At 51.3% G+C, this 21281-nt stretch carries 14 protein-coding genes; 12 read left to right on the forward strand and 2 right to left on the reverse strand.

Features of this window, described 5'->3' with window-relative positions:
• The first annotated feature begins 390 nt into the window (after window positions 1–390).
• The 5 genes from PsAD5_RS19875 (at window position 391) to PsAD5_RS19895 (ending at window position 7949) form a co-directional block, all read left to right on the forward strand.
• Window positions 391–1008, forward strand: a complete 618-nt coding sequence (locus PsAD5_RS19875) for a TetR/AcrR family transcriptional regulator (RefSeq protein ID WP_208987780.1) — start codon at window positions 391–393, stop codon at window positions 1006–1008.
• A gap of 96 nt (window positions 1009–1104) precedes the next feature.
• Window positions 1105–2688, forward strand: coding sequence for an AMP-binding protein (locus tag PsAD5_RS19880; protein ID WP_063293361.1), 1584 nt, complete (start codon window positions 1105–1107; stop codon window positions 2686–2688).
• 70 nt (window positions 2689–2758) lie between these two features.
• Window positions 2759–3967 (forward strand): acetyl-CoA C-acetyltransferase, encoded by a 1209-nt coding sequence (locus PsAD5_RS19885; RefSeq protein WP_063293362.1) that lies wholly within the window; start codon window positions 2759–2761, stop codon window positions 3965–3967.
• Between the two features lie 11 nt (window positions 3968–3978).
• Complete coding sequence (locus PsAD5_RS19890) at window positions 3979–6126, forward strand: 3-hydroxyacyl-CoA dehydrogenase NAD-binding domain-containing protein (RefSeq protein ID WP_063293363.1); 2148 nt, start codon at window positions 3979–3981, stop codon at window positions 6124–6126.
• A 290-nt stretch (window positions 6127–6416) separates the two neighbouring features.
• Entirely contained in the window at window positions 6417–7949 is a 1533-nt protein-coding gene (locus PsAD5_RS19895) for an ArnT family glycosyltransferase (RefSeq protein WP_063293364.1), read from the forward strand.
• Here PsAD5_RS19895 and PsAD5_RS19900 read toward each other — a convergent pair.
• Complete coding sequence (locus tag PsAD5_RS19900) at window positions 7910–9520, reverse strand: virulence protein (protein ID WP_063293365.1); 1611 nt, start codon at window positions 9518–9520, stop codon at window positions 7910–7912. The genes PsAD5_RS19895 and PsAD5_RS19900 overlap by 40 nt on opposite strands.
• A 760-nt stretch (window positions 9521–10280) precedes the next feature.
• On the opposite strand from PsAD5_RS19900, the gene PsAD5_RS19905 reads away from it, so the two are divergent.
• A complete protein-coding gene (locus PsAD5_RS19905) occupies window positions 10281–11384 on the forward strand; it encodes a helix-turn-helix transcriptional regulator (protein WP_063293366.1) in 1104 nt (367 codons plus the stop codon).
• Window positions 11385–11755: 371 nt separating this feature from the next.
• Here the strand turns inward: PsAD5_RS19905 and PsAD5_RS19910 are convergent, their stop codons facing one another.
• Window positions 11756–13486, reverse strand: coding sequence for an RNase H family protein (locus tag PsAD5_RS19910; protein WP_063293367.1), 1731 nt, complete (start codon window positions 13484–13486; stop codon window positions 11756–11758).
• A 120-nt stretch (window positions 13487–13606) separates the two neighbouring features.
• Between PsAD5_RS19910 and PsAD5_RS27900 the strand changes: the two genes are divergently transcribed.
• The 6 genes from PsAD5_RS27900 (at window position 13607) to PsAD5_RS19945 (ending at window position 21217) form a co-directional block, all read left to right on the forward strand.
• Window positions 13607–13924, forward strand: a complete 318-nt coding sequence (locus tag PsAD5_RS27900) for a hypothetical protein (RefSeq protein WP_153041408.1) — start codon at window positions 13607–13609, stop codon at window positions 13922–13924.
• Window positions 13925–15750: 1826 nt separating this feature from the next.
• Entirely contained in the window at window positions 15751–17151 is a 1401-nt protein-coding gene (locus PsAD5_RS19925; RefSeq protein WP_057461422.1) for a tryptophanase, read from the forward strand.
• Between the two features lie 82 nt (window positions 17152–17233).
• Window positions 17234–18511, forward strand: coding sequence for a tryptophan permease (gene mtr / locus PsAD5_RS19930; RefSeq protein ID WP_063293370.1), 1278 nt, complete (start codon window positions 17234–17236; stop codon window positions 18509–18511).
• A gap of 72 nt (window positions 18512–18583) precedes the next feature.
• Window positions 18584–19438: a pyridoxal kinase PdxY gene (pdxY, locus tag PsAD5_RS19935; RefSeq protein WP_063293371.1), complete on the forward strand. Its 855-nt coding sequence runs from the start codon at window positions 18584–18586 to the stop codon at window positions 19436–19438.
• A 13-nt stretch (window positions 19439–19451) separates the two neighbouring features.
• A complete protein-coding gene (locus PsAD5_RS19940) occupies window positions 19452–19832 on the forward strand; it encodes a RidA family protein (protein WP_063293372.1) in 381 nt (126 codons plus the stop codon).
• Window positions 19833–20095: 263 nt separating this feature from the next.
• Window positions 20096–21217: a polysaccharide biosynthesis/export family protein gene (locus tag PsAD5_RS19945; protein WP_208986945.1), complete on the forward strand. Its 1122-nt coding sequence runs from the start codon at window positions 20096–20098 to the stop codon at window positions 21215–21217.
• Window positions 21218–21281 lie beyond the last annotated feature (64 nt).

Raw genomic sequence — 21281 nt, forward strand, 5'->3', positions numbered from 1 at the left:
GGGTGGTCGGATAAGTTCGATCCGTAGTTCTGCTATACGTACTAGTTCTGATGTTATTCACATCAAAAATGAGGTGTCCCCTCAGGCAGTTTGTGTTTGTGCTGTGAATAGTATGCGGCCCTGCTGGTCTCGTTCCCTAATGAGATGAATGGGGCTGCAAGAGTAACAGTCGCTTTGATGAATGGATGCTCGCTCTTTCCTGCTGCAGGGTGCAGGGCATCGTCCGCGCTCATCATATGCAATGCAGAGATGCAAGAGTGACCCTCAATTCCTGTCAGTTGCAATCGCCTCCTCTTATTCCTTAGGCTCATTCATTGATGATCTGACGTTTGCGTCATGGACTCACCTCAGTTTATTTGCTAAACGTTCAACAATTAAATTGAGTGAATGTTGGCTGATTTGGAAAAAAAGAAGACACAGGCAGAACGGCGGGAGGAATCTGAACGCAAGCTTTTTGACGCGCTGGTGAGCATCATCAACGCGGAAGGTGTTCAGATGGCGACCTGCGAGAGCATCGGCCTGAAAGCGGGGTACAGCCGCGGTCTCACCATTCAACGGCTCGGCAAAAAAGACGAGATGTTCGTCAAGCTGATCGACCGCATGGTGAGCGAGACCGAGGCACACGTTACCCGACAGATTCCACCGGAGACAAACGCGAGGGAGGCGATCCGGCAGTATATCGACATTCACTTCGAGGATTTGCAGAACAAGCCCAGCTATCAGGCCTATTTCGCACTGATGGCGGGCAGCGTTACAGATTATGCTCTTTTAGGAGATGCGGTGAAACGCGCACACGAGTTCGTAAAGCGGCTGCTTGTCTCTTATCTGGAGCGTGGCAAAGCGGAGGGCGTGTTCCCGCAGGATCTGGATTCAGCCATTCAGGCCGTTTCCATCGGAAGTTATTTGCTTGGGGTCGCGTTGCAGCAAAAACTGCATCCAAGCCTCGATATCACTCTGCTGAAACCGGCAGCGTATTCACTGATACCATCATTGCCTGAAAAACAATAAGCGCCAAAACCAGCGCACCACAAGGAGAACAGGCGTCACATTTTAAAACGCACAGCGCAAATCTGCGCTGTTCAACCTATGACTTGGGAGGGGAATATGGTTGGAACACATACTGGGGTGCCGGCAGGTGCCATGAATTTTGATATGCTCGTGAACCATCTGCAGAAGGTGGACACCGGCATTCCGTTGTTTAAAGACCTTGGCGGTCGTGCCTTCAGCAATCCGCAGTTTGCGAAGCGCACTCGCCAGTTTGCAAAGGGTCTGCAAGACCTTGGCCTTGAGCCGGGCGCTCGCGTTGCCATTCTCAGTCTCAACTCCGCAGAGTATGTGGAAGCGATGATCGGTACCATGATTGCGGGCATGATCTCCGTTCCGCTCAACATCCGCTGGTCTGCTGAAGAGATGCTTTATGCGATCGGCCACTCCAGCATGGAGGCCATCGTTTATGACGACACGTTCTCGCCTATGGTGGCGGCCATCAAAGAGCGTGCGGATAGCCTGAAGCATTTCATCCATGTGGGAGAGAAGGAGCAACCTGAAGGCACCAAAGCCTATGCGGACTGTCTGAGTGAGCCGATTGCGCTGGAGCTGGGTCGTGATGTCGAGACCGAGTGCTTCATGAGCTACACAGGGGGCACCACCGGATTCCCGAAAGGTGTCGTTCACACCCATAGTTCCATGCTCGCCAGTGCCAACATTGTTGCTGCCAACGGCGTTCCTTACCATGACCGGCCTGCGCTTCTGGTCATGCCGCTGTTTCATCTTTCTGGTTATGGCCTGCTGCTGGCTCGCCTCATCCAGAACAAGCCGTCTCTGATCGTGCCGATGTTCCGTCCGGATATTGTGATGGCTGCGGTTAAGAACTTCGACGTCTCGTCCTTCCTCATGGCACCGGCCATGTTCCAGATGCTGATGCACGCTCCGGAGTTTAACTCTGAAGACTTCTTGCGTGTGTCACAGCTTTATTACGGCGCCTCGCCTGTTTCTGAGGCCTTGCTGAAGCTGATTCAGGAGAAATTCCCAAAGACCGATCTCATGCAGGTTTACGGTATGACAGAGGCTGGGGCGGCGACGTTCCTTGCAAGGCAATTTCACGAAGGCGAACTCATGCGCTTTGGTGCCGCCGGGCAGGCCGCCTCGCCGCTCATCCAACTGCGCATTGAAGATGAGGACGGCAATGAACTGCCAACCAACACAATTGGTGAGGTGGTGCTGTATTCTCCAGCTGTCATGAAGCGCTATTACAACGCTCCGGGCCAGACAGCAGCCGTGCTGCGCAATGGCGGTTACCGCACAGGTGACGTCGGCATGGTGGATGACATGGGTATCCTCTCGCTGAAAGACCGGCTCAAGGACATGATCATTACAGGTGCAGAGAACGTGTACACCGCCGAGGTGGAAAGTGCGATCTCCACGCATCCGGATGTGTCGATGGTGGCGGTGATCGGCATTCCTGACGAGACCTACGGTGAGGCTGTTCATGCGGTGATTGTAGCAAAGGAAGGCAAGACCCCGACTTTTGAAGAGATCCGCGCCCACACAAAAGAGCGCATTGCTGGCTACAAATGCCCGCGCTCCATGTCGCTGGTAGAGGAACTGCCACTCTCTGCCATGAACAAAGTTTTGAAGAACAAACTTCGCGAACCGTTCTGGGAAGATCAAAACCGCGAAATTGCATGAGTTCAATCGGGGCGACCTGGTTGCCCCGGTCCTTAATCTGTTTGAAGATCACAAGACACGGTAGAAACACATGGCGACGACAGCATACGTTTATGATGCGATCCGCACTCCGCGTTCCAAAGGAAAGCCGGATGGATCCCTCAACGAAGTCAAACCAATCAATCTGGTGACCACCCTGCTCTCCGAGATGCAGGGCCGACACGACCTCGACACCTCCCGGGTGGATGATGTCGTGATGGGTTGCGTAACCCCGGTACGTGAACAGGGCGCTGTTCTGCCAAAGATCGCTCTGCAGAAAGCGGGCTGGGATCAGACCGTAGCTGGCGCTCAGGTCAACCGTTTCTGCGCCTCTGGCTTGGATACCTTTAACACCGCCGCAGCGCGTATTGCATCTGGCTGGGAGGATATGATCTGCGCGGGCGGATATGAAAGTATGAGCCGCGTGCCTATGGGCACTGATGGTGGACCGTTCAGCGAAGACCCTGAAACCGTGCTCGCCACAGGCTTCGTGCCGCAAGGCATTGGTGCGGACCTGATTGCCACCATCGAAGGCTGGAGCCGTGACGATGTGGACGCAACAGCCGTTGCCAGCCAGCAGCGGGCAGCACACGCACGCGATAACGGTTGGTTCGACAAATCCGTTGTGCCGGTCAAAGACGAGAACGGCATCATTGTTTTAGAAAAAGACGACTTCATCAAGCCGAAAACAGATATGCAGACCCTCGGCTCCCTGCGTGCAAGCTTTGAAAAGCACGGGGCCATGGGCTTTGATGCTGTTGCACTGGCGCGCTATCCGGAAGTTGAAAAAATCAACCACGTCCACACTCCGGGCAACTCCTCCGGCATCGTGGATGGAGCGTCGCTGATCCTGCTTGGCAGCGAACAGGCCGGTAAGGACATGGGCCTGACACCTCGCGCTCGCGTGCTCTCGGTTGCTGTGACGGCATCTGATCCAACCATCATGCTTACCGGACCGGGACCAGCTTCCAAGAAGGCACTCGCCAAGGCTGGCCTGACCATCGACGATATCGATCTGGTTGAGATCAATGAGGCTTTTGCCTCTGTCATGATGCGTCTGCAGAAGGACCTCAATGTACCGGACGAGAAGCTGAACGTGGTTGGCGGGGCGATCGCTATGGGTCACCCACTTGGCGCAACTGGCGGCATGCTGGTGTCCACCATGATTGATGAGCTGGAACGACGGAACCAGAAGCGTGCCTTGATCACCATGTGTGTTGGTGGCGGCATGGGCATCGCGTCCATCGTTGAGCGCGTATAACGGGGAAGACCATGTCTGAATACACTTACGAAAAAGACGCCAGCGGCATTGTTACAATCACGTTTGACTCAGCTGGCAAATCTGCAAACACCATGACCCGTGCCTGGTTTGAAGGCATGAAAGAGCTGATGGCCAAGCTGTCTGCTGAAGAGGGCCTTTCCGGTGTTATCATCGCCTCTGCCAAAAAGACCTTCTTTGCAGGTGGTGATCTGGAAGAGATGCTCCAAGGCAGTATGGACCCGGAAGACATCTTCGCCTACGTGGAAGAGATGAAAGCCCCGCTGCGCCAGCTGGAAAAGCTGCCAGTGCCAGTGGTTGCAGCCATCAACGGTGCCGCGCTTGGCGGGGGCTTCGAGATTTGCCTCGCCTGTAACCACCGCATTTTGCTCAACTCTCCAAAGGCCGTTGTTGGCCTGCCGGAAGCGACACTCGGCCTGTTGCCAGGCGCTGGCGGCGTTGTCCGTCTCACCGCAAAACTAGGACTGGAAGCAGCCCTGCCACTGCTGGCAGAAGGCAAGCAGCTGCGTCAGGAAAAGGCGCTGAAGGCCGGTTTGGTGGACGAGCTGGTTGATATGCCGGAAAAGCTGATCCCAGCTGCAAAGGCATGGATCAAAGCTAACCCTGAGGCTGCTGTTCAGCCGTGGGATCAAAAAGGCTTCCGCTATCCAGGTGGTAATGCGGAAAGCGCCAATGTGCGCATGGTGGCCGCGATGGCACCAACCATGCTTTACAACAAAACGCGTGGTCTGATGCCCGCACCTGAAAAGGTGATGGACATTGCCGTCAACTCCATGCGCATGGGCTTTGACAGCGCACTGCGCAATGAAAGCCGCGGCTTTGCTGCTCTGCTGCGCTCCACTGAAGCCCGTGCCGCGATCACCACGTTCTTCTTCGGCATGCAGGCGATCAAGTCCGGCAAGGTCCGCCCGCAAGGGGATGCCTGGAAGGCAGGCAACTCTGCCATCCTCGGCGCTGGCATGATGGGCTCCGGCATTGCATGGGCACATGCAAGCCGTGGTCTGCCAACCACACTCAAGGACATGAGCTTAGAGAATGCTGAAAAAGGCAAAGGCTACTCCGTAAAACTGGCAGACAAAGCCATCAAACGGGGCCGCATGGATGAGGCGAAGAAGGAAGCCCTTCTTGGCTGTATCACTCCGACCGACAGCGATGACACCTTTGCAGGCACTGACATCATCATCGAGGCGGTCTTTGAGGATATCTCTTTGAAAGAGAAAGTTATCCCTGAAACTTACAAGCAGCTTTCTGATGCCGGTATCTATGGCTCGAACACCTCGACCCTGCCGATCTCCATTCTGGCGGAAAGCTGTCCTGATCCGACCCGTTTTATCGGCCTGCACTTCTTCTCGCCGGTTGATAAAATGAAGATCGTCGAGATCATTGTTGGCGACAAAACCAGCATTGATACCCTGCGTAAAGCCTATGATTATGTGCAGCAGATCGGCTACCTGCCAATCGTGGTCAACGACAAGCGTGGCTTCTTCACCAGCCGTGTGTTCGGCACCTATCTGGATGAAGGTCTGGCTCTGATGCGTGATGGCATGAGCCCGGTTGCTATTGAGCGTGCTGCATGGAAAATCGGCATGCCGGTCGGTCCGCTGGCCGTGCATGATGAAGTCTCCATGGTTCTTACCAAGAAGATCCACGAGACCCATATCGCGCTGGACAAACGCCTTGGCGTTGAAGACGGCTTCCCGGCAGATGACAGCTCCAACGTAAAGGTTGGCCAGTCCATGGTGAACATGGGGCGTGGTGGTCGTCATTATGGCGGCGGTTTCTACGAGTACGCTGGCGATGGTTCCAAGAAGTTGTGGGATGATCTTTCCCAGTTCAAAGAGCGTGATTTGAACGTTTCCATGCAGGATGCGGAAGATCGCATGATGTACCGTCAGGCCATTGAGACCCTGCGCTGTCTGGATGAAGGCGTGTTGCGTACCGAGGTGGAAGCCAATATCGGCTCCATCTTCGCCATCGGCTTTCCGGCACACACTGGCGGTGCTCTCCAATTCATCCACGGCATTGGCCTTGAGGCCTTCAAAAAACGTGCTGACGAGCTGGCAGCAGCTTATGGCCCACGCTTTAAAGTCACCGAAACGGCTCTTAATAAACTGCGCAGCGAAAAACTCGCAGCTGCCTGAGCTTAAGCCAACTTAACAACAGGCCCGCGAAGCCATCGTTTCGCGGGCTTTTTTGTGCGCGGTTGCCTGCCGTTGATCCACGCCTCATCTCTACACTGATAAAAATACGACATACTCTTCAGATTAACTTCAGGCTCGCAAGGAAGAAGGGCATTGGAGGTGGAGAGATTGTCTGAGTATTGTTGAGTTGCCGTGAGACTGCCTGTTGGCATTCCGGTTGACCTGACTGTGCCCGACCCTCTGTTCCCCATCCTAAGAATAAGCGATGTAACCTGATCATGAGGCAGCTGATGATTGACAGAACCGTCACACCAGCCCGTGTTGCCATTGTTGTTTTTATTATAGTTTTTTCTGCAGTGCTCGCCCGATTTTACGGGGCTGCCATGTTGGGTCTGGGCGTTGATGAAAGCTACATGGTTGTCATGGCCCGACTTCTGTCTCTCAGCTATTTTGACCATCCTCCGCTGACCTTCTGGATTGTCCATGTGACCGCTTGGCTGACAGGCTCTGAGGCAGGCTTTGTGCTCCGCACGCCCTTCATCGCCATGTCGGTTGTCTCCACGCTGCTGTTGTACCAGCTGACCGCCCGCTTCTACGGTGCGAAGGCGGGGGCATGGGCGATTGCATGGTTCTCCATCTCCCCGTTTTTCCTTCTGTCGGCTGGAAGCTGGATCGTACCGGATGGGCCCATGATGCTCTTCTTGTTGGTTGCGGCCAGTCTTCTGGCTCCGCTCTCGGATCCGAATACAACGCACATAAGCAAGATGCGTTGGAGAATTGCCGGACTGGCATTCGGGTTGGCGCTGCTTTCAAAATACATGGCGGTTTTGAGCGGGCTTGGTGTCTTGCTTTTCCTGCTCTCCAACAGAACAACACGACCCCTGCTCCGCAGTTCAGGCCTATACATTGCCGCCACGATCGCGCTGCTGGTCTTCAGCCCGGTCATCTACTGGAATGCAGTGAACGGCTGGCAGTCCTTCGGATTTCAGCTCTCACGTTCAGTCTCTTCCAGCGATTTTGAACCTGTGGTGCATCTCATCAATTTCGGACGCATGCTGTTGGGACAACTGGCCTATCTTCAACCGGTTACGCTGGTTGCGTTCCTATGGCTCCTGTTGAGGCACATCAGGTCAGCTGAGAAAACAAGAGCCGATCGATATCTCCTGTGCCTTGCGATTGTTCCGATCGTGGTTTTCAACGCGGTGGCTTTGCTTTCCAGAAATACGCTTCCCCATTGGCCTATGGCTGGATATCTGTTCCTCTTCCCTCTTTTGGGGAGTTGGTTCGCCATCCTCAAACCAGCTGGTGCAGCGACCGCAAAACGCGCGTTTGCGGCATCCGCAGGGGTGATCCTCACTGTCGTGGTGCTGGGCGGACTGCATTTTAAAACGGGAGTTCTGACGCGTCCGCTGGCATCTGCTGCCCGTTGGGATGATACCATCCGCGCTATGGACTGGTTTGATGTGAGGGAGGCTCTCCGCCGCCGTGGTTTCTTGCAGGAGGATGAGCCCAGACTGATTTATACGCTGAACTGGATTGACGGCGCTAAGGTTGCTTACGCACTTGGCGATCAAGCGCATGTCAGAGTACTGGGCAGTGATCAGCGTCATTTCGGGCTGTTGCCAGAGCCAACCAATGATCCGAAGCGCAAAGTGCTCGTCGCGGGGCTTCTCCCCTTTGATGACTGGGAAGAGAGACTGCACAGAGTTCATGCAGCACTGGCTGGATCGTATTGCTCGATCACCCCCGATGAGCCGATTACGATTAACCGTGGCGGTTCACCTTATCGGGCACTCTTCTTGCTCTCAGTCTCTTCCTGCTGAGAGGCTGGGCTCTTTTCAGGGGCCTCTGGTTTGTAATCCTTGTTGGTGAGAGCTTGATAAAACGGCTTGCTCCTCAGCATCTTTCGGTTCTCTTCGAGCTGGTCTTCGTCGTCCACACCAACACCGCGCGAGCCTTCTTCATTGCGGAAGGTCGCAAAGCTTAAGCCTTCGAGGCCGGCATCTGAATCCGGGTTCTTGCCCGGTTGAATCCCAGCGGCTGCCAGTTCCTGTTCCAGCAGTTTCAGGAAAAAGCCAAAGTCCTCAGCGCCATCAGGATAGTTGGTGTCCTTAGCATAAGGATAAAGCGTGATCTGCGCACCTTGGGTGATACGATCAAAATATGCCTTTTGCTCTGCTATTTTTGCTTTGGCCTCAGGCGTGTCAGCGGAATACTTCTCTTGATCATCTTTAATCGCTGCCACCGCTCCGTCCATATTGGTGACTTTGAACGAAAGGAAGGGGTTATCCGGTGAAAGCAAAAGTGGCGTCAGGATGTTTCCAGCTTGTGCCAGTTGATCCATCTGAACACTCAAATGAATCTTATTTCCGGCTTTCTCGTATTCCCCGCTATCAAGCACGGGCCTGCCATCCTCACCCAGAGGCTCAAACTGGGTAAAGATGCCATCTCGGTCAGCATTGTTGATCCGGTGATCGGGGTTTTTGAGCAACTCTCTCTGGGCCGATATCTTCTCCCTGCTCCGTGCGTACTCTTCTCTATCCGTGAATGGGATCTTGCGCTGCTCTTCATACAATCTATTCAGTTCTGTGAGTACTTCCTGAGCCGCAGCCACTGAGTTGCCGCCGGTATAAGCCCGTACGGAAGTTTCCTTGCGCGGTTTTTGGGTTTCCTTTGACGGTACTTCCTTGAGCGTCAGCTCCAGCATTTCCAGATAGGTTTGCAATGCTAGAAAGGTATCCCGGCTGTCTTTGATTTCGCCAGCTTTCAGCTGTGCCTCTGCTTTATCTGCATTGGTTTTGATGAGCCCGGCCAGTCGAGGAGCCTCCTCCTGACGGCCCTGTGAAAAGCCCTCCAGGTCAAAACTTGCAAGGAACTTCAAACGGGCTCTGATATCTGCCAGCTCTTGCTTGCGATGCAACAGCACACAAGCGGAATCAACACCGCGGGCATAAGTCTCCTCGATCTCCTGCAGAGTAAGGTTTGCATTGTCCAACACATCCTCTGCAGCATCGACATTCTGCAGCTTGTTCAGATCAGTCGCTTTGTCCAAAAGATCCGCTGTTTTCTTTACGTAATTGTCGAAGATTTCAAGATCACGGACATCCTTGAAGATATTCCGGCGCTTCTTGTAGGCCTCAAATTTAGCGCGGACTTTTTTGATTTCCGGCGACAGGTCCGGGATTTGGGGCTCTGGCGGCATATGGTTCCCGGCCGGGCCGTCGACGTGCTCTGCCGGCTCTCCATTGGGAACGCCTTGCGGGCCAGGGCCTTCAACCGTGGTGCTCTGCACACCATCCATGTTGATACGAAGAATTTCAGAGACAGAATGGATCCACTCCTCTGCTTTCTGATCACCGGAAGTGTTGTCCGTTTCAGGGTTGTTTTTGGGCATCCATAGGCTCCGTTTCGCACCGGGAGAACGCCGCTATTTTGGAGTATCCCGCAGGTAAGCCAACTATCGCAGTGGTTTCAGAGCGAATGAAAAGTCAATGGAAACGATAAAATATTGGGGTATCTGATTGTCTGAATTGAGCTGGCAATTCCTGCTTGCACACGGCTTTAGCACATCGGCCCATGCTCTGGCCGTGATGTGTGCTCTAGGCAAACCTCGGCATAACAACAAAAAAACAGCCCGCGCTGGAGGCTTGGCGAGCTGTTTTGAAGCAAGTGACTTAGAATATAGTCCAGTCTAAGGTTCATCTCTGCTTGATATAGATTTTAAGTATAAATACAATAAGTTATGCAATATCCATTCTAATATTCTCTTCCCCCCATAACAGTTAAAACATAGCAGGATCTCATTTCGGCTTGCTCAAACCATCTGCTCAATGACCCGTCTGCTGAGATAAATAATCTCGCCATGGGGCCACGAAAAACACAGTGTTTGTTTTGAAATGCGATCAGCTTACCTGCAAGATTAAGAGAAACGCGGGCCTCCAACCATTCCCCAAATGGGGGCTTGCAGAAGAAAAAGAGCACCCCTCCGACAGATACCCGGCGTGTTCTGATCCGTCGATTAATAGGCCTGCCTCACCTGTGTTACTCCGCAAAAGCTATCTACCACCTAAATCCTGTTTGATATTTATTGTCACTACGCTACGGTAACTGCATCGAATATTTAAGGAATCATTGCTGTTTACACATTTAGAGGCATGGAAAAGAATTTTGAACTCTTTCTCACTCAGTTATATGAGTCTGTAGAGCACCCCGATCTGTTTGAGGACGCCCTCACCACGGCCAGTGACATGCTGGGAACATCTGGTGTTCATCTTTACACGTATGATGCTGCAAAACCTGAGGAGCGTCTCAACTATGTGGCGCGGATTGATACCGCATTCGAGCTTGAATACACCACAGACTACTTCCCCCATGATTACCGAATAGAGCGGGTTCACAAATCTCCCTATGGACAGGTGATAACCGACGCGGAGATAACGACGGAGCATGGGTTGAAAACCAACCCGGTCCACCAGTTGCTCCCCAAATATGAAGTTTATGACCTTATGGGGACGAACCTGACCAAGGGCGATAACTTCGGCTGGTTTGGTGTGTCTTCCCTCAGGGCCGGAGATGGCTTCACACCTTTGCAGCGGAAGATGTTTGAGCGCATGATACCGCATGCCAGCCGGGCTCTGCATTACCGGCAAAGGGTCAAGAGCCTTGAGATGAAGCTGTCGTTGCAAGACCGCGTTGCCGCAGAGCTGCCATTTGGCCTCATCATCTTTTCACAGCATACCATCAGTTCCATCAATCCAGAGGCTCTTGAGATTCTGGAGCACGGGTTTTTGAAGCTGAAGAAAGCAGGCCTTGCCTGTGCTGAGCGTAAGCACAACAGAAAACTGGCAGAGGCGCATGTCAGCGCCCTTCACGGTGGCGTGCCCCTGTTGAAGCTGACGGATGAGCGATCCGGCATAACCTATTTGATCCAGATGTTTAACCCAAAACCACAGGCGGCAGGCGGAGCTGTTGAGGCCGCGCAGTATCTGGCGGTGAAGATCATGATGACGGGTACCACGGAGCAGGCAGATCGTGCTGTGCTGGAGAACATGGCAGATGCCTTCCGGCTCTCAAAAGCTGAGACAAATGTGATCTGCGCCGTCCTCTCCAACCAGTCCCTGCAAGCCTACTCAAAAAGCCGCTCCGTCCGGCTCGACACTGTCCGCAAACAACTCAGAAGTGCCCTTTACAAAATGAACATCAACTCCCAAAAACAACTCTTCCAACTCTACGAAGTGTTTCGTTCGTTCTCGCGGTAATCGCCTTATGTTTGGCACTGAAGACAACAGCCGACCGAAATTATCGCATTAGACGCAAAGAAATTAGGACGGCTCACGGACGTAATGCTGACATCATGAAGCATCCCATCAGCGAAAAGAACGTGGAGCAGACAAAGAACCGGCAGGGCAAGCGACGTCCGGAAAAGGAATTTTGGTGTCATGTTCAATCTTTGTGTTGCAGCTGTTGGAGAGAACCGCTCAAAACAAACATTTCATCCCTCAAAGGCCATAAAACACAAAGCCAGAACCCGCCGGAAGGACACATGACCGCAACATCCGGACACTCGACGCCAAAGCTGTGTTAGGCTGTTCCTGTAAAGGATCAGCTAAGAAGGAAACTTGCGGGCTCCTTAGCGTGGAGGCTGTTTTGCTTCGTTCAGCTTACTCTCTGCTGTCTTACGAGCGAGACTATCAGCAGCTTCGTTAAAAGGGTCCCCCGCGTGCCCTTTTACCCATAGGATTTTAAACGTGCGGCCCTTTGAAACTTCTTGAAACTCTTCCCAGAGATCATGGTTGTTCTTCACTATGTGTTCGTTGTGGACCGCGTTCACCACATAACGGCTATCAGTGCGAATAATTACAGGTGTGTTTGGAGAATTACTTTTAAGTGCCTCAATAACGGCCTTCAACTCCATCCTGTTGTTTGTAGTATGAAACTCGAAGCCGGTTTTTTCGATCTCGCTGATATGATGTTTGTAGGCCCACGCACCCACAGGTCGCTTTTTCTCTTTCGTTGATTTTCCGACGGTCGAGCCGTCTGTAGAAATTATGATTGCCGACTTGCTTTGCCGCATCCTCTTAGGCGGAGAAAGAACAAAGGGGGCCTCTTTCAACGACTTGGGTACTACATCGCAAAGTAAACCCACTCCTGTTGTTCTACGGCGGTCCTGTGAGTTTAAAGAACGATACTGCCGAAAGTACCAAGCACGAAAAGCTGTTAGCTGTTCGTCAACTTGCTTATCGAGTATATTAAGTATCTGAGGATTGTTTCCATAAGCAAATGCTTCACCCCAGCCTCGCAGCACGCTATCGATTACCGTTAGTGTCTGGGAGTATCTGCTTCTTGCTGCGAAGCTATTTTGCCTTTGACGTACGGTGTTGATCGCATCTTTTCCTACTTTGATCCGATCTGATATTTTGGCGATTAAAGAATTGCGCGCCTTTTTATTTGGTTGAAACAAACCAGGTATGCAGTCGTAGCCAAGGAATGAAAAACCACCTTGCTGGGCATTACCATGTTGTGCTTTTTCCTGAGAAGCTTTACCTGAAAAAGGATCATGACAATCAAGACCTAGTTCTTTGAGGCGTTTTTGTGCAGACAAAAATGCCTTTCGAGATTTTCCCTCCGAGTTCGACATGATGACAAAATCATCAATAAAGCGAATGCATATCACGCCTCGCTCATTAAACTGCTGATCAAATTGGTTAAGTAGAATGTTGCCGAACAAAGGAGAGAGAGGTGAACCCTGAGCAACTCCGTCGTATCCGGTGGGAAATATTTTTCGGTCTTCACCTAAGTTGGCTTCGTTCCCCAATACTACTGTTGATGCCTGGTCTAGCAAATCAATAAACTCAGCATCATGTACTTGCCTTGCAATCTGCTCCAATACTAAATCTCGTGGGATCCCATCAAAGAAGCCTGAAATGTCTGACCGTACAAAATAGATTAAGCCTTCGCTGAAAGCTTGATCGATTAGTTTTAGGCCATGTGGAACACTTCTGTCTGGCACACCGCCTACGCTTGTCGGCTGATTGTTTACGGATTTTACAAACTTAGATTTTGCTTGAAGAGTGTCAAGTAAGGCGCGTTCCACGATGCGATTGCTAGCTGAGGCCATGACGATACCTCGTTTGCCTCCACTCGATTTCCCTAAAGTCACGCCATGTTGCGGCTCAAAAGAGAATGATTTAGAACGTAGTCGCTTTTGGATTGCTCGTAAGTTACCGATCGAGTCTCGATCAAAAAGTTCAATGGCTTCGCGAGTCTCATCTAGTGATGAACGCAGTCCATTGGATTTTATTTTCTGCCAAGCTTTAAAAAGAGTACGTTGCTTGGTGGCCTCTTCAAAAAATAGCCCCATGAAATTCTCTCTTTGGTAGGCGACTTCAGTATGCCACGCCTCACCTCATGAATTGACGTTTGCTCATCAGGACCTTGGCCGCCAATCATCTTGGATCGGCCCTCGGCACCCTGTAGGACTATGAACGGTTCAGTACCGTTCGACGCCCCGCCCGATCCGATCGTCACGGCGCTCACAAAGAGCCCGCTGATCAGAGTACAAAGGATGAGCGCACAGCGGAATAACTCCGAAGCGCTCGTGTCCCTGCGTAAAATGCAGGCACGTTTTTGGTTGCGTCAATCTTCATTGAGCATTCCTCCGATAATTGGTAGCATACCTTTTTCGGGCGGATTGCAAGCGAAAATTGCGCTCTGGATCCCGGCTCAGCCTAAAAGAAACCCTACTGACCACCTGAAGATTCATCTCGAAGTTGAGACGAAAGGCTATGGCCGTATTTGAGGCAAGGCTTACCGTTTGCTCATCAGGACCTTGGCCGCCAATCATCTTGGATCGGCCCTCGGCACCCTGTAGGACTATGAACGGTTCAGTACCGTTCGACGCCCCGCCCGATCCGATCGTCACGGCGCTCACAAAGAGCCCGCTGATCAGAGTACAAAGGATGAACAAATAGTAATGTAGTGTGTTGTGTAAAGCTTTCAAGGGTTGTTTGAAAATAATTTACACAATCAAATGTAGTCTGAATGCAGTTAGAAAATTTGAATGCTGGTAAATATGCAATTTCTTGATGTTAAATATGTATACTGAACATATATATTAAGTGCATAATGGTGATGCTGATGCTTGAGTTGATTGTAACTAGAGACAGTGTTTGTGCTGGAGATGATTGTGACGCCCCACATAGAGCGCACTTTTCTATCAATGAAGCTGCGTCGATAAGCAATCTCGTAGAGTATTTGAGAGAAATTTACCCTCTTAGTAACGTATTCGGTGATCACTTAACTTGGACACTTACAGCTAGGTCAAAGATAGCTATGTTCGGGGAAAATTGGCGAGAGCTGCATTTCCTAGTTCCGGAGGGTGCAAGTTGTAGCTCCTATGCTAGTGAAGATAAGACTCTCCATGTGCACTTCGATCATCAATCGGGTGTGTATCCAAAGCAACTTTATGAAAAACAAGATCAAGACTTGAGAGGGTAGCTGTAACTCGTTCCTAAACTTGATCCCGCACTGCACAATGAAATCCTTAAAAAACGCAGGAAAACACGAAAGAACGCAAACGAACGCGTTGCTATGTGAGGCTGATTGCTGAGCGGGTTTCATGAAAGGTGACGTTCTGGTTTTGGGCGCTGGGAGAGGTTTATGCCCGGTGCGCGGAGAAGTTATCAACTGCCTCTGTGCAGGGCAGAAAAACGCGGTTGGGAGGATAAGTGCGAGAGCGCGCAATTTTCTTACGGGGATAACGTGGTGTCCGCCAAAAAGTGTCGCAAAGAGAGGTTCCATTGCAAATAACTTGGAATAATTGGCTCCTGTGAAATTTAACAGGAAAGAAATCTCTGAGATATCAAGAGTTCGTGGCGGTGCCCGTGTATCTGCTATTGATTTATGCGCTTCACTCTTGGGCGCCTTCAGGTGGTTTTGCCTTAAAGTCCCGCAAAATATCTTGCTTTGAAGGGGAACATAAGAATTTACAAAATTATTTACTGTGTGATGTCGAATATTACAGCGCCTGTTAATGCCTCATGAAGTCTATACTGATCTTTATACTTGCTCTAGGGGCAACCCCGTAGGAAAGACGTAGAATATCTGCTTGACACATGGGTAAATGTGGTTTCATATGCCTTTGCTATCACATGATATGCAGTAAAGATGAGGAATAGGCCATGAGCCGGTCAGTACTGGTTCTTCAGTATCGCAATAAAAAGAGTTTGGCATGGTTTACGCAAGATGTTCGTCTTGCCTATGACTTCCCAAATGTGTGCGTATAAGCCTACAGGCCCATCAGTCCCTTTAAAAATTTGAATGTTTGACGCCCAATCTACTTGGAGCAACGGGAAAACTACATCTACCCTTGCGCTTTATCGGGCAAAACTACTCACATCGTCTCTGACAGTGAACGGGTGAGCTGCGTCTTACTTTCAAATCTGGTGACTGCTGCCGCAAAATACAAATTCCAAGATAACCGCCTGTAATTTCAGGTGCTTGAAAACTTTCGCGCCAAATGGTTGGAGAGCGACCCAACTCGTGCGCCGCTGCGTGTTCCCAAAGGTGGGAGCCAGTATTTGGATAAAGAATGCGCAGTAAAAACATGACGTAAGGACTAGAACAATGAAACGTATCCCTGAGCCGTTCCGCATCAAAATGGTTGAGCCAATCAAAATGACCACCTTCGCAGACCGCGAAAAGGCATTGGCTGAAGCAGGTTACAACCCATTCCTGCTCGCAAGTGATGACGTTTACATCGATCTGCTGACAGACTCCGGCACGGGCGCCATGTCTGACTACCAGTGGGCGGGCATGATGATGGGCGATGAAGCCTATGCCGGATCCCGCAACTTCTACAACCTCAAAGAAGCTGTCCATCACTTCTTCCGTTATGAATATATGGTGCCAACCCACCAGGGGCGTGGTGCAGAGCAGATCCTGTTCCCGGCGCTGATCCGTCGTGCCAAGGAAGTGCGTGATGCAGACAAGCACGTGTTCATCTCCAACTACCACTTCGACACAACAGCTGCGCACGTAGAGCTGAACGGCGGTGAAGTCGTCAACGTGGTGGATGAACGGGCTTATGACACAACCACTTACTACGACTGGAAGGGTGACTTCGATCTTGAGAAGCTGGAAGCGTCGATCAAGGAAAATGGTGCGAAGAACATCACCGCGATCATCACCACAGTGACCTGTAACAGCTCCGGCGGTCAGCCAGTTTCCATGGCCAACATGCGGGCTGTTTACGAGATCGGCCAGAAATACGACATCCCGGTTGTGATTGACTCCGCCCGCTACTGCGAAAACGCGTATTTCATCAAGCAGCGCGAGGAAGGCTACGCGGATAAGTCCATCACCGACATCATCCGCGAAATGTACTCCTACGGCGATATGCTCACCATGTCCGCCAAGAAAGACCCGCTGGTCAACATCGGCGGCATGTGCGCCATCCGGGAGAAGAAAGAGCTGTTCCAGGCCGTCCAGACCCTCTGCGTCCCAATGGAAGGCTTCGTAACATACGGGGGATTAGCCGGTCGCGACATGGAAGCGCTGGCACGGGGTATGCATGAAGGTGCAGACGAGAGCTTCCTGCACTATCGTATTGGCCAGGTTAAGTATTTAGGCGATCGTCTCGTTGAAGGCGGCGTGCCAATTCAGTACCCAACCGGTGGTCACGCGGTGTTCGTAGACGCGAAGAAGATCGTTCCGCACATCCCGGGAGACCAGTTCCCTGCGCAGGCTTTGTGTAACGCGCTCTATCTGGAATCCGGTGTACGTCCAGTTGAAATTGGCTCATTCTTACTTGGCCGCGATCCAGCCACCGGCCTGCAAAAAGAGTCCCCACTGGAACTCATGCGCCTTACAATCCCACGCCGTGTGTACACCAATGACCACATGGATTACATCGCGGATGCTTTGATCAACGTTGCGAAAAACGCGAAGGACATCAAAGGCTTCGACTTTGAATACGAGCCACCTGTGCTTCGTCACTTCACTGCACGTTTGAAGCCAATCAAATAATTTGGCAACTTGGGAGGCGCTGCTCTGTGCCTCCCTTCTTTCCTCACGGATATAACAAAACTACTTCACGGGAGAGAAGTAAATGTCTGAGGGCACACAAGTCGGTGGTTTGGGAAAATCCACTGCAACAGTCAGTCCATCCTTCCTAGGCGGGGCTATGATCATCGCCGGTACTGCAGTCGGCGCTGGTATGTTTTCCGTTCCAACCGTTAGTGCTGGTATGTGGAGCATCTGGGCTATTCTGGCTCTGGCCTTTACCTGGTTCTGTATGCTTCATTCCGGCCTTATGATATTGGAAACAAACCTGAATTATCCGGTCGGTTCCAGTTTCGATACCATGGTGAAAGACACCCTTGGGACTGGATGGAACACCGTAAACAACATCGCCGTTGCGTTTGTCGGCTACATTCTCTGCTACGCTTACATCTCCGGTGGCGGGTCCATTGTGGTTCACACACTGGATGCAACATTGGGTGTTGCACCCCCGCAGATGTTGGCTGGTCTGATCTTTGCGTTGGGTCTGGCGTTCTTCGTCTGGTGGTCTACCAAGGCAGTTGATCGCATCACAACCATCCTTCTTGGCGGCATGATCATCACGTTCTTCATGTCTGTGACTGGTTACACCTTCAACATGAAGGCTGCAGTCTTCTTTGACAGCGACAATAATATGGGAATGGGGAGTTACTTCCCGTATTTGTTCGCAGCAATGCCGTTCTGCCTGGCATCTTTTGGGTATCACCACAACGTACCAAGCCTGATGAAGTACTATGGTAAGGAGCCAAAGAAGATTTTGCTCTGCCTTGGTACAGGCACTTTCCTTGCACTGGTACTTTACATTGTCTGGCTGTTTGCCACATTGGGTAACATCTCACGAGCTGATTTTGGCCCAATCATCGAACAGGGTGGTAACATCGGCGTACTGGTGGAAGCTCTTGGCCGTGCAGTAGAAAACACCTCTGCATCCAACATGTTATCCGCATTCGGTAACATGGCTGTGGCCAGCTCCTTCCTGGGCGTCGCGCTTGGTTTGTTCGACTTTTTGGCGGACTTCCTGAAGTTTGATGACAGCCCTGCAGGTCGTGCGAAAACCGCAGCTGTGACCTTCGTTCCTCCGTTGATCGGTGGCATCTTCTTTCCAGATGGTTTCATCATCGCGATTGGCTACGCTGGCCTTGCAGCAACAGTCTGGACGGCGATCGTCCCTGCTCTGATGGTGCGTGTCAGCCGCAAGAAATTCGGCAACCCTCAGTTCCGTGTTTGGGGTGGTGAGGCTCTTGTCTGGGTGGTCTTTGGCTTCGGCATTTTGGTTGCCGTCAGTCACATTCTGGGGATGTTCAACGCACTTCCAGTCTATCCATAAGCGCCGAGAATGGCATGACGCTCCGCTGGGGCTCGCGGTTGTGAGCCTCAGTTCCGAAACGAGGTATTTGAAATGAAAGGCATACTCTCCATTCAATCTCACGTGACATATGGCCATGCTGGCAACGGCTGTGCTGTATTTCCAATGCAACGTATGGGGCATGAGGTCTGGGCTATCAACACCGTCCAGTTTTCAAACCATACCCAACATCCGCAAGGTTGGACCGGACAGGCCCATGATGCCAAGCAGATCTCTGAAATCTTTGAGGGTCTGGCAAAACTGAATGTCCTCTCTCAAATCAAAGGTATTGTAACAGGTTACCTTGGTGGCCCTTCTCACTGTGACGTCATTGTTGACATCGTGAAGGAAGTCCGGCGGCACAATCCTGAGTGTCTCTACTTCTGTGATCCGGTGATGGGTGCGCCTGACAAAGGCTGCATTGTCAGTGAAGGTGTTGCCGAGTTGCTGGTGAGCAAGGTGATGCCGATTGCGGATGTGATCGTGCCCAACCAGTTTGAACTTTCACAGTTCATTGGTGAGCCGATCGAAACACTGGAACAAGCAAAACAAGCATGCGCTAAGGCTATGGAAATTGGACCTAAAATGGTTCTGGCCAAGCATTTGCACAGCGTTTCTGATGATGCCTTCACCATGATGTTTGCAAGTGAGCAAGGCAGTCATCTGGCACAGCGTCCGCACCTTCCGTTTGAACGCCAACCGGTTGGCGTCGGAGATCTAATCACATCTGTATTTGCCGCTGGTTATCTAAATGGTCTTTCTGAAGTAGAAGCATTCCAGCACTGTAATAACGCGGTGTATGGCGTGCTTAAAACCACGCAGGAAAAAGACGAGTGGGAGCTGCAAACTATTGCGGCGCAACAGGAATTCGTCTCACCATCTGAACAGTTCCACTTAACAAGCCTATAAAACTGGAAAAACAATGACAGCTATCGATACCTCCAAAGCTCCTGCAGCAATTGGCCCGTATGTTCAGGGCGTGAACCTTGGTCAGATGATTATCACGTCCGGCCAGTTGCCAATCAATCCGGAAACCGGTGAGATGCCTGCAGATGTTGCTGAGCAGACCCTTCAATCCTTGAAGAACGGTCTGGCGATTGTTGAAGAAGCAGGTCTTGCAGCAAAGAACATCAAGAAGACAACGGTTTTCGTGAAAGATCTCAATGACTTTGCGCGCGTGAACGAAGTTTACGGCAAGTTCTTTGAAGACAACGATGCACCGTTCCCAGCACGGTCCTGTGTGGAAGTTGCGCGTCTGCCAAAAGACGCTCTCGTCGAGATTGAAGTGATTGCCTGCCCATAACGGGTAGGATTTCCCCGGCAATGCTCGTGGTCCAACACGAGCATTGCCCTCAATACGCATGACTACAAAGACGTTTGTTTGCAGTACCTTAGTGAGATTATCTCTGATCAGAGCAGCTGACAAGCGCGCGAAAAATCCCCGAAATTGAAGTGCGTTAAACAGGCAATGGCCAAATCCAGCGGCTACTCGAAGGCCTGCGAATAGGTCAGTGTCCGCATGTGAAAACATGTTTGCACATATCTCGCTGGTTGGAGTTGCTCGTTGTGCCTGCGCTGCTGCTTGCAGTGGTTGGGTGCTCGGAAATTCCAGGACATGGCCCAAGCGCTTATCAGGTGGAGAATGCAACTTCTCAACGTAATGCGCAGTCGCTGAGCTATGTCATGCTGGATGTTGATGTTCCGACAGTTCAGCATTTATCCAATTATGCCAGTAACTTACCTCCCAAAGAATTCCGCGTCGGCAAGGGCAAGAGAAGCACGATCCGCGTTGGTGTTGGTGATCAGCTCTCTGTTGGGATTTGGGAGTCCATTCCAAACGGGCTTTTCTCAACGCAGGGTCAAAAACGAACTGAGCTTGGCCTTGTGGTTGACGACCAAGGCAATATTTACGTGCCTTATGTTGGGGAACTCAAAGTCGAGAACAAGAGTATCTCTGAGGTTCGCGAACAGATTCTCAGTGGGTTGGAGGGTAAGGCTGTCGATCCGCAAGTGGTTGTAAACCTTCAGGCAAATGGATCGCACAAGGTCATTGTTATTGGTGATGTGATGCGTCCGGGCCAGTTCCGTGTGCATGAAGATGGTCTGAGTCTGGTTGAGGCAATCTCAGAAGCCGGTGGAACGCGGAATCCAGACTATGAGTCGTTTGTTACTGTCATGAGAGATGACAAGAAGTTCCGGTTTAGTCTGGACGATATTTCGGAGCAACCAGCTAACAATATCTGGCTTCGGCCGAAGGACATTATCTCCATTACGCACCAGCCTAAATCCTTCACCGTGTTTGGTGCGGTTGTTGCCCGGCGCAAATATGACTTCCCTTCCTCGCGGGTGAGTCTCTCGGAAGCCATTGGAATGTCAGGTGGTTTGCATGATGGGACTGCGGACGCTACGGGGGTTTTCCTGTTCCGGTTTGAAGACCGGCAAAAGATGATGCCGTTGCTTCCTCCACATGAGCAACATGAGGAGTTCGGGACAGTGCCTGTTGTCTACCGTCTCAATTTGAGAGAGCCAAGTGGTATGTTTTTGACGCAAGCCTTTGAAATCAGAGATAAAGATGTGATCTATGTGGCAAATTCATCAGTCTCTGAGGTCAACAAATTCATCAGCATCCTCATCTCTCCTGTAACTGGGACGTTGCGGTCTGGTGTTGCACTTGCAGGAGTGCCTTGATTTACTTAGTTTGCTTGGGTTTGAGAAATAAAGATAAGTAATTTTCGGAAAATTGATTGCGGTG

Source organism: Pseudovibrio sp. Ad5, assembly GCF_001623095.1.
Taxonomy (GTDB): domain Bacteria; phylum Pseudomonadota; class Alphaproteobacteria; order Rhizobiales; family Stappiaceae; genus Pseudovibrio.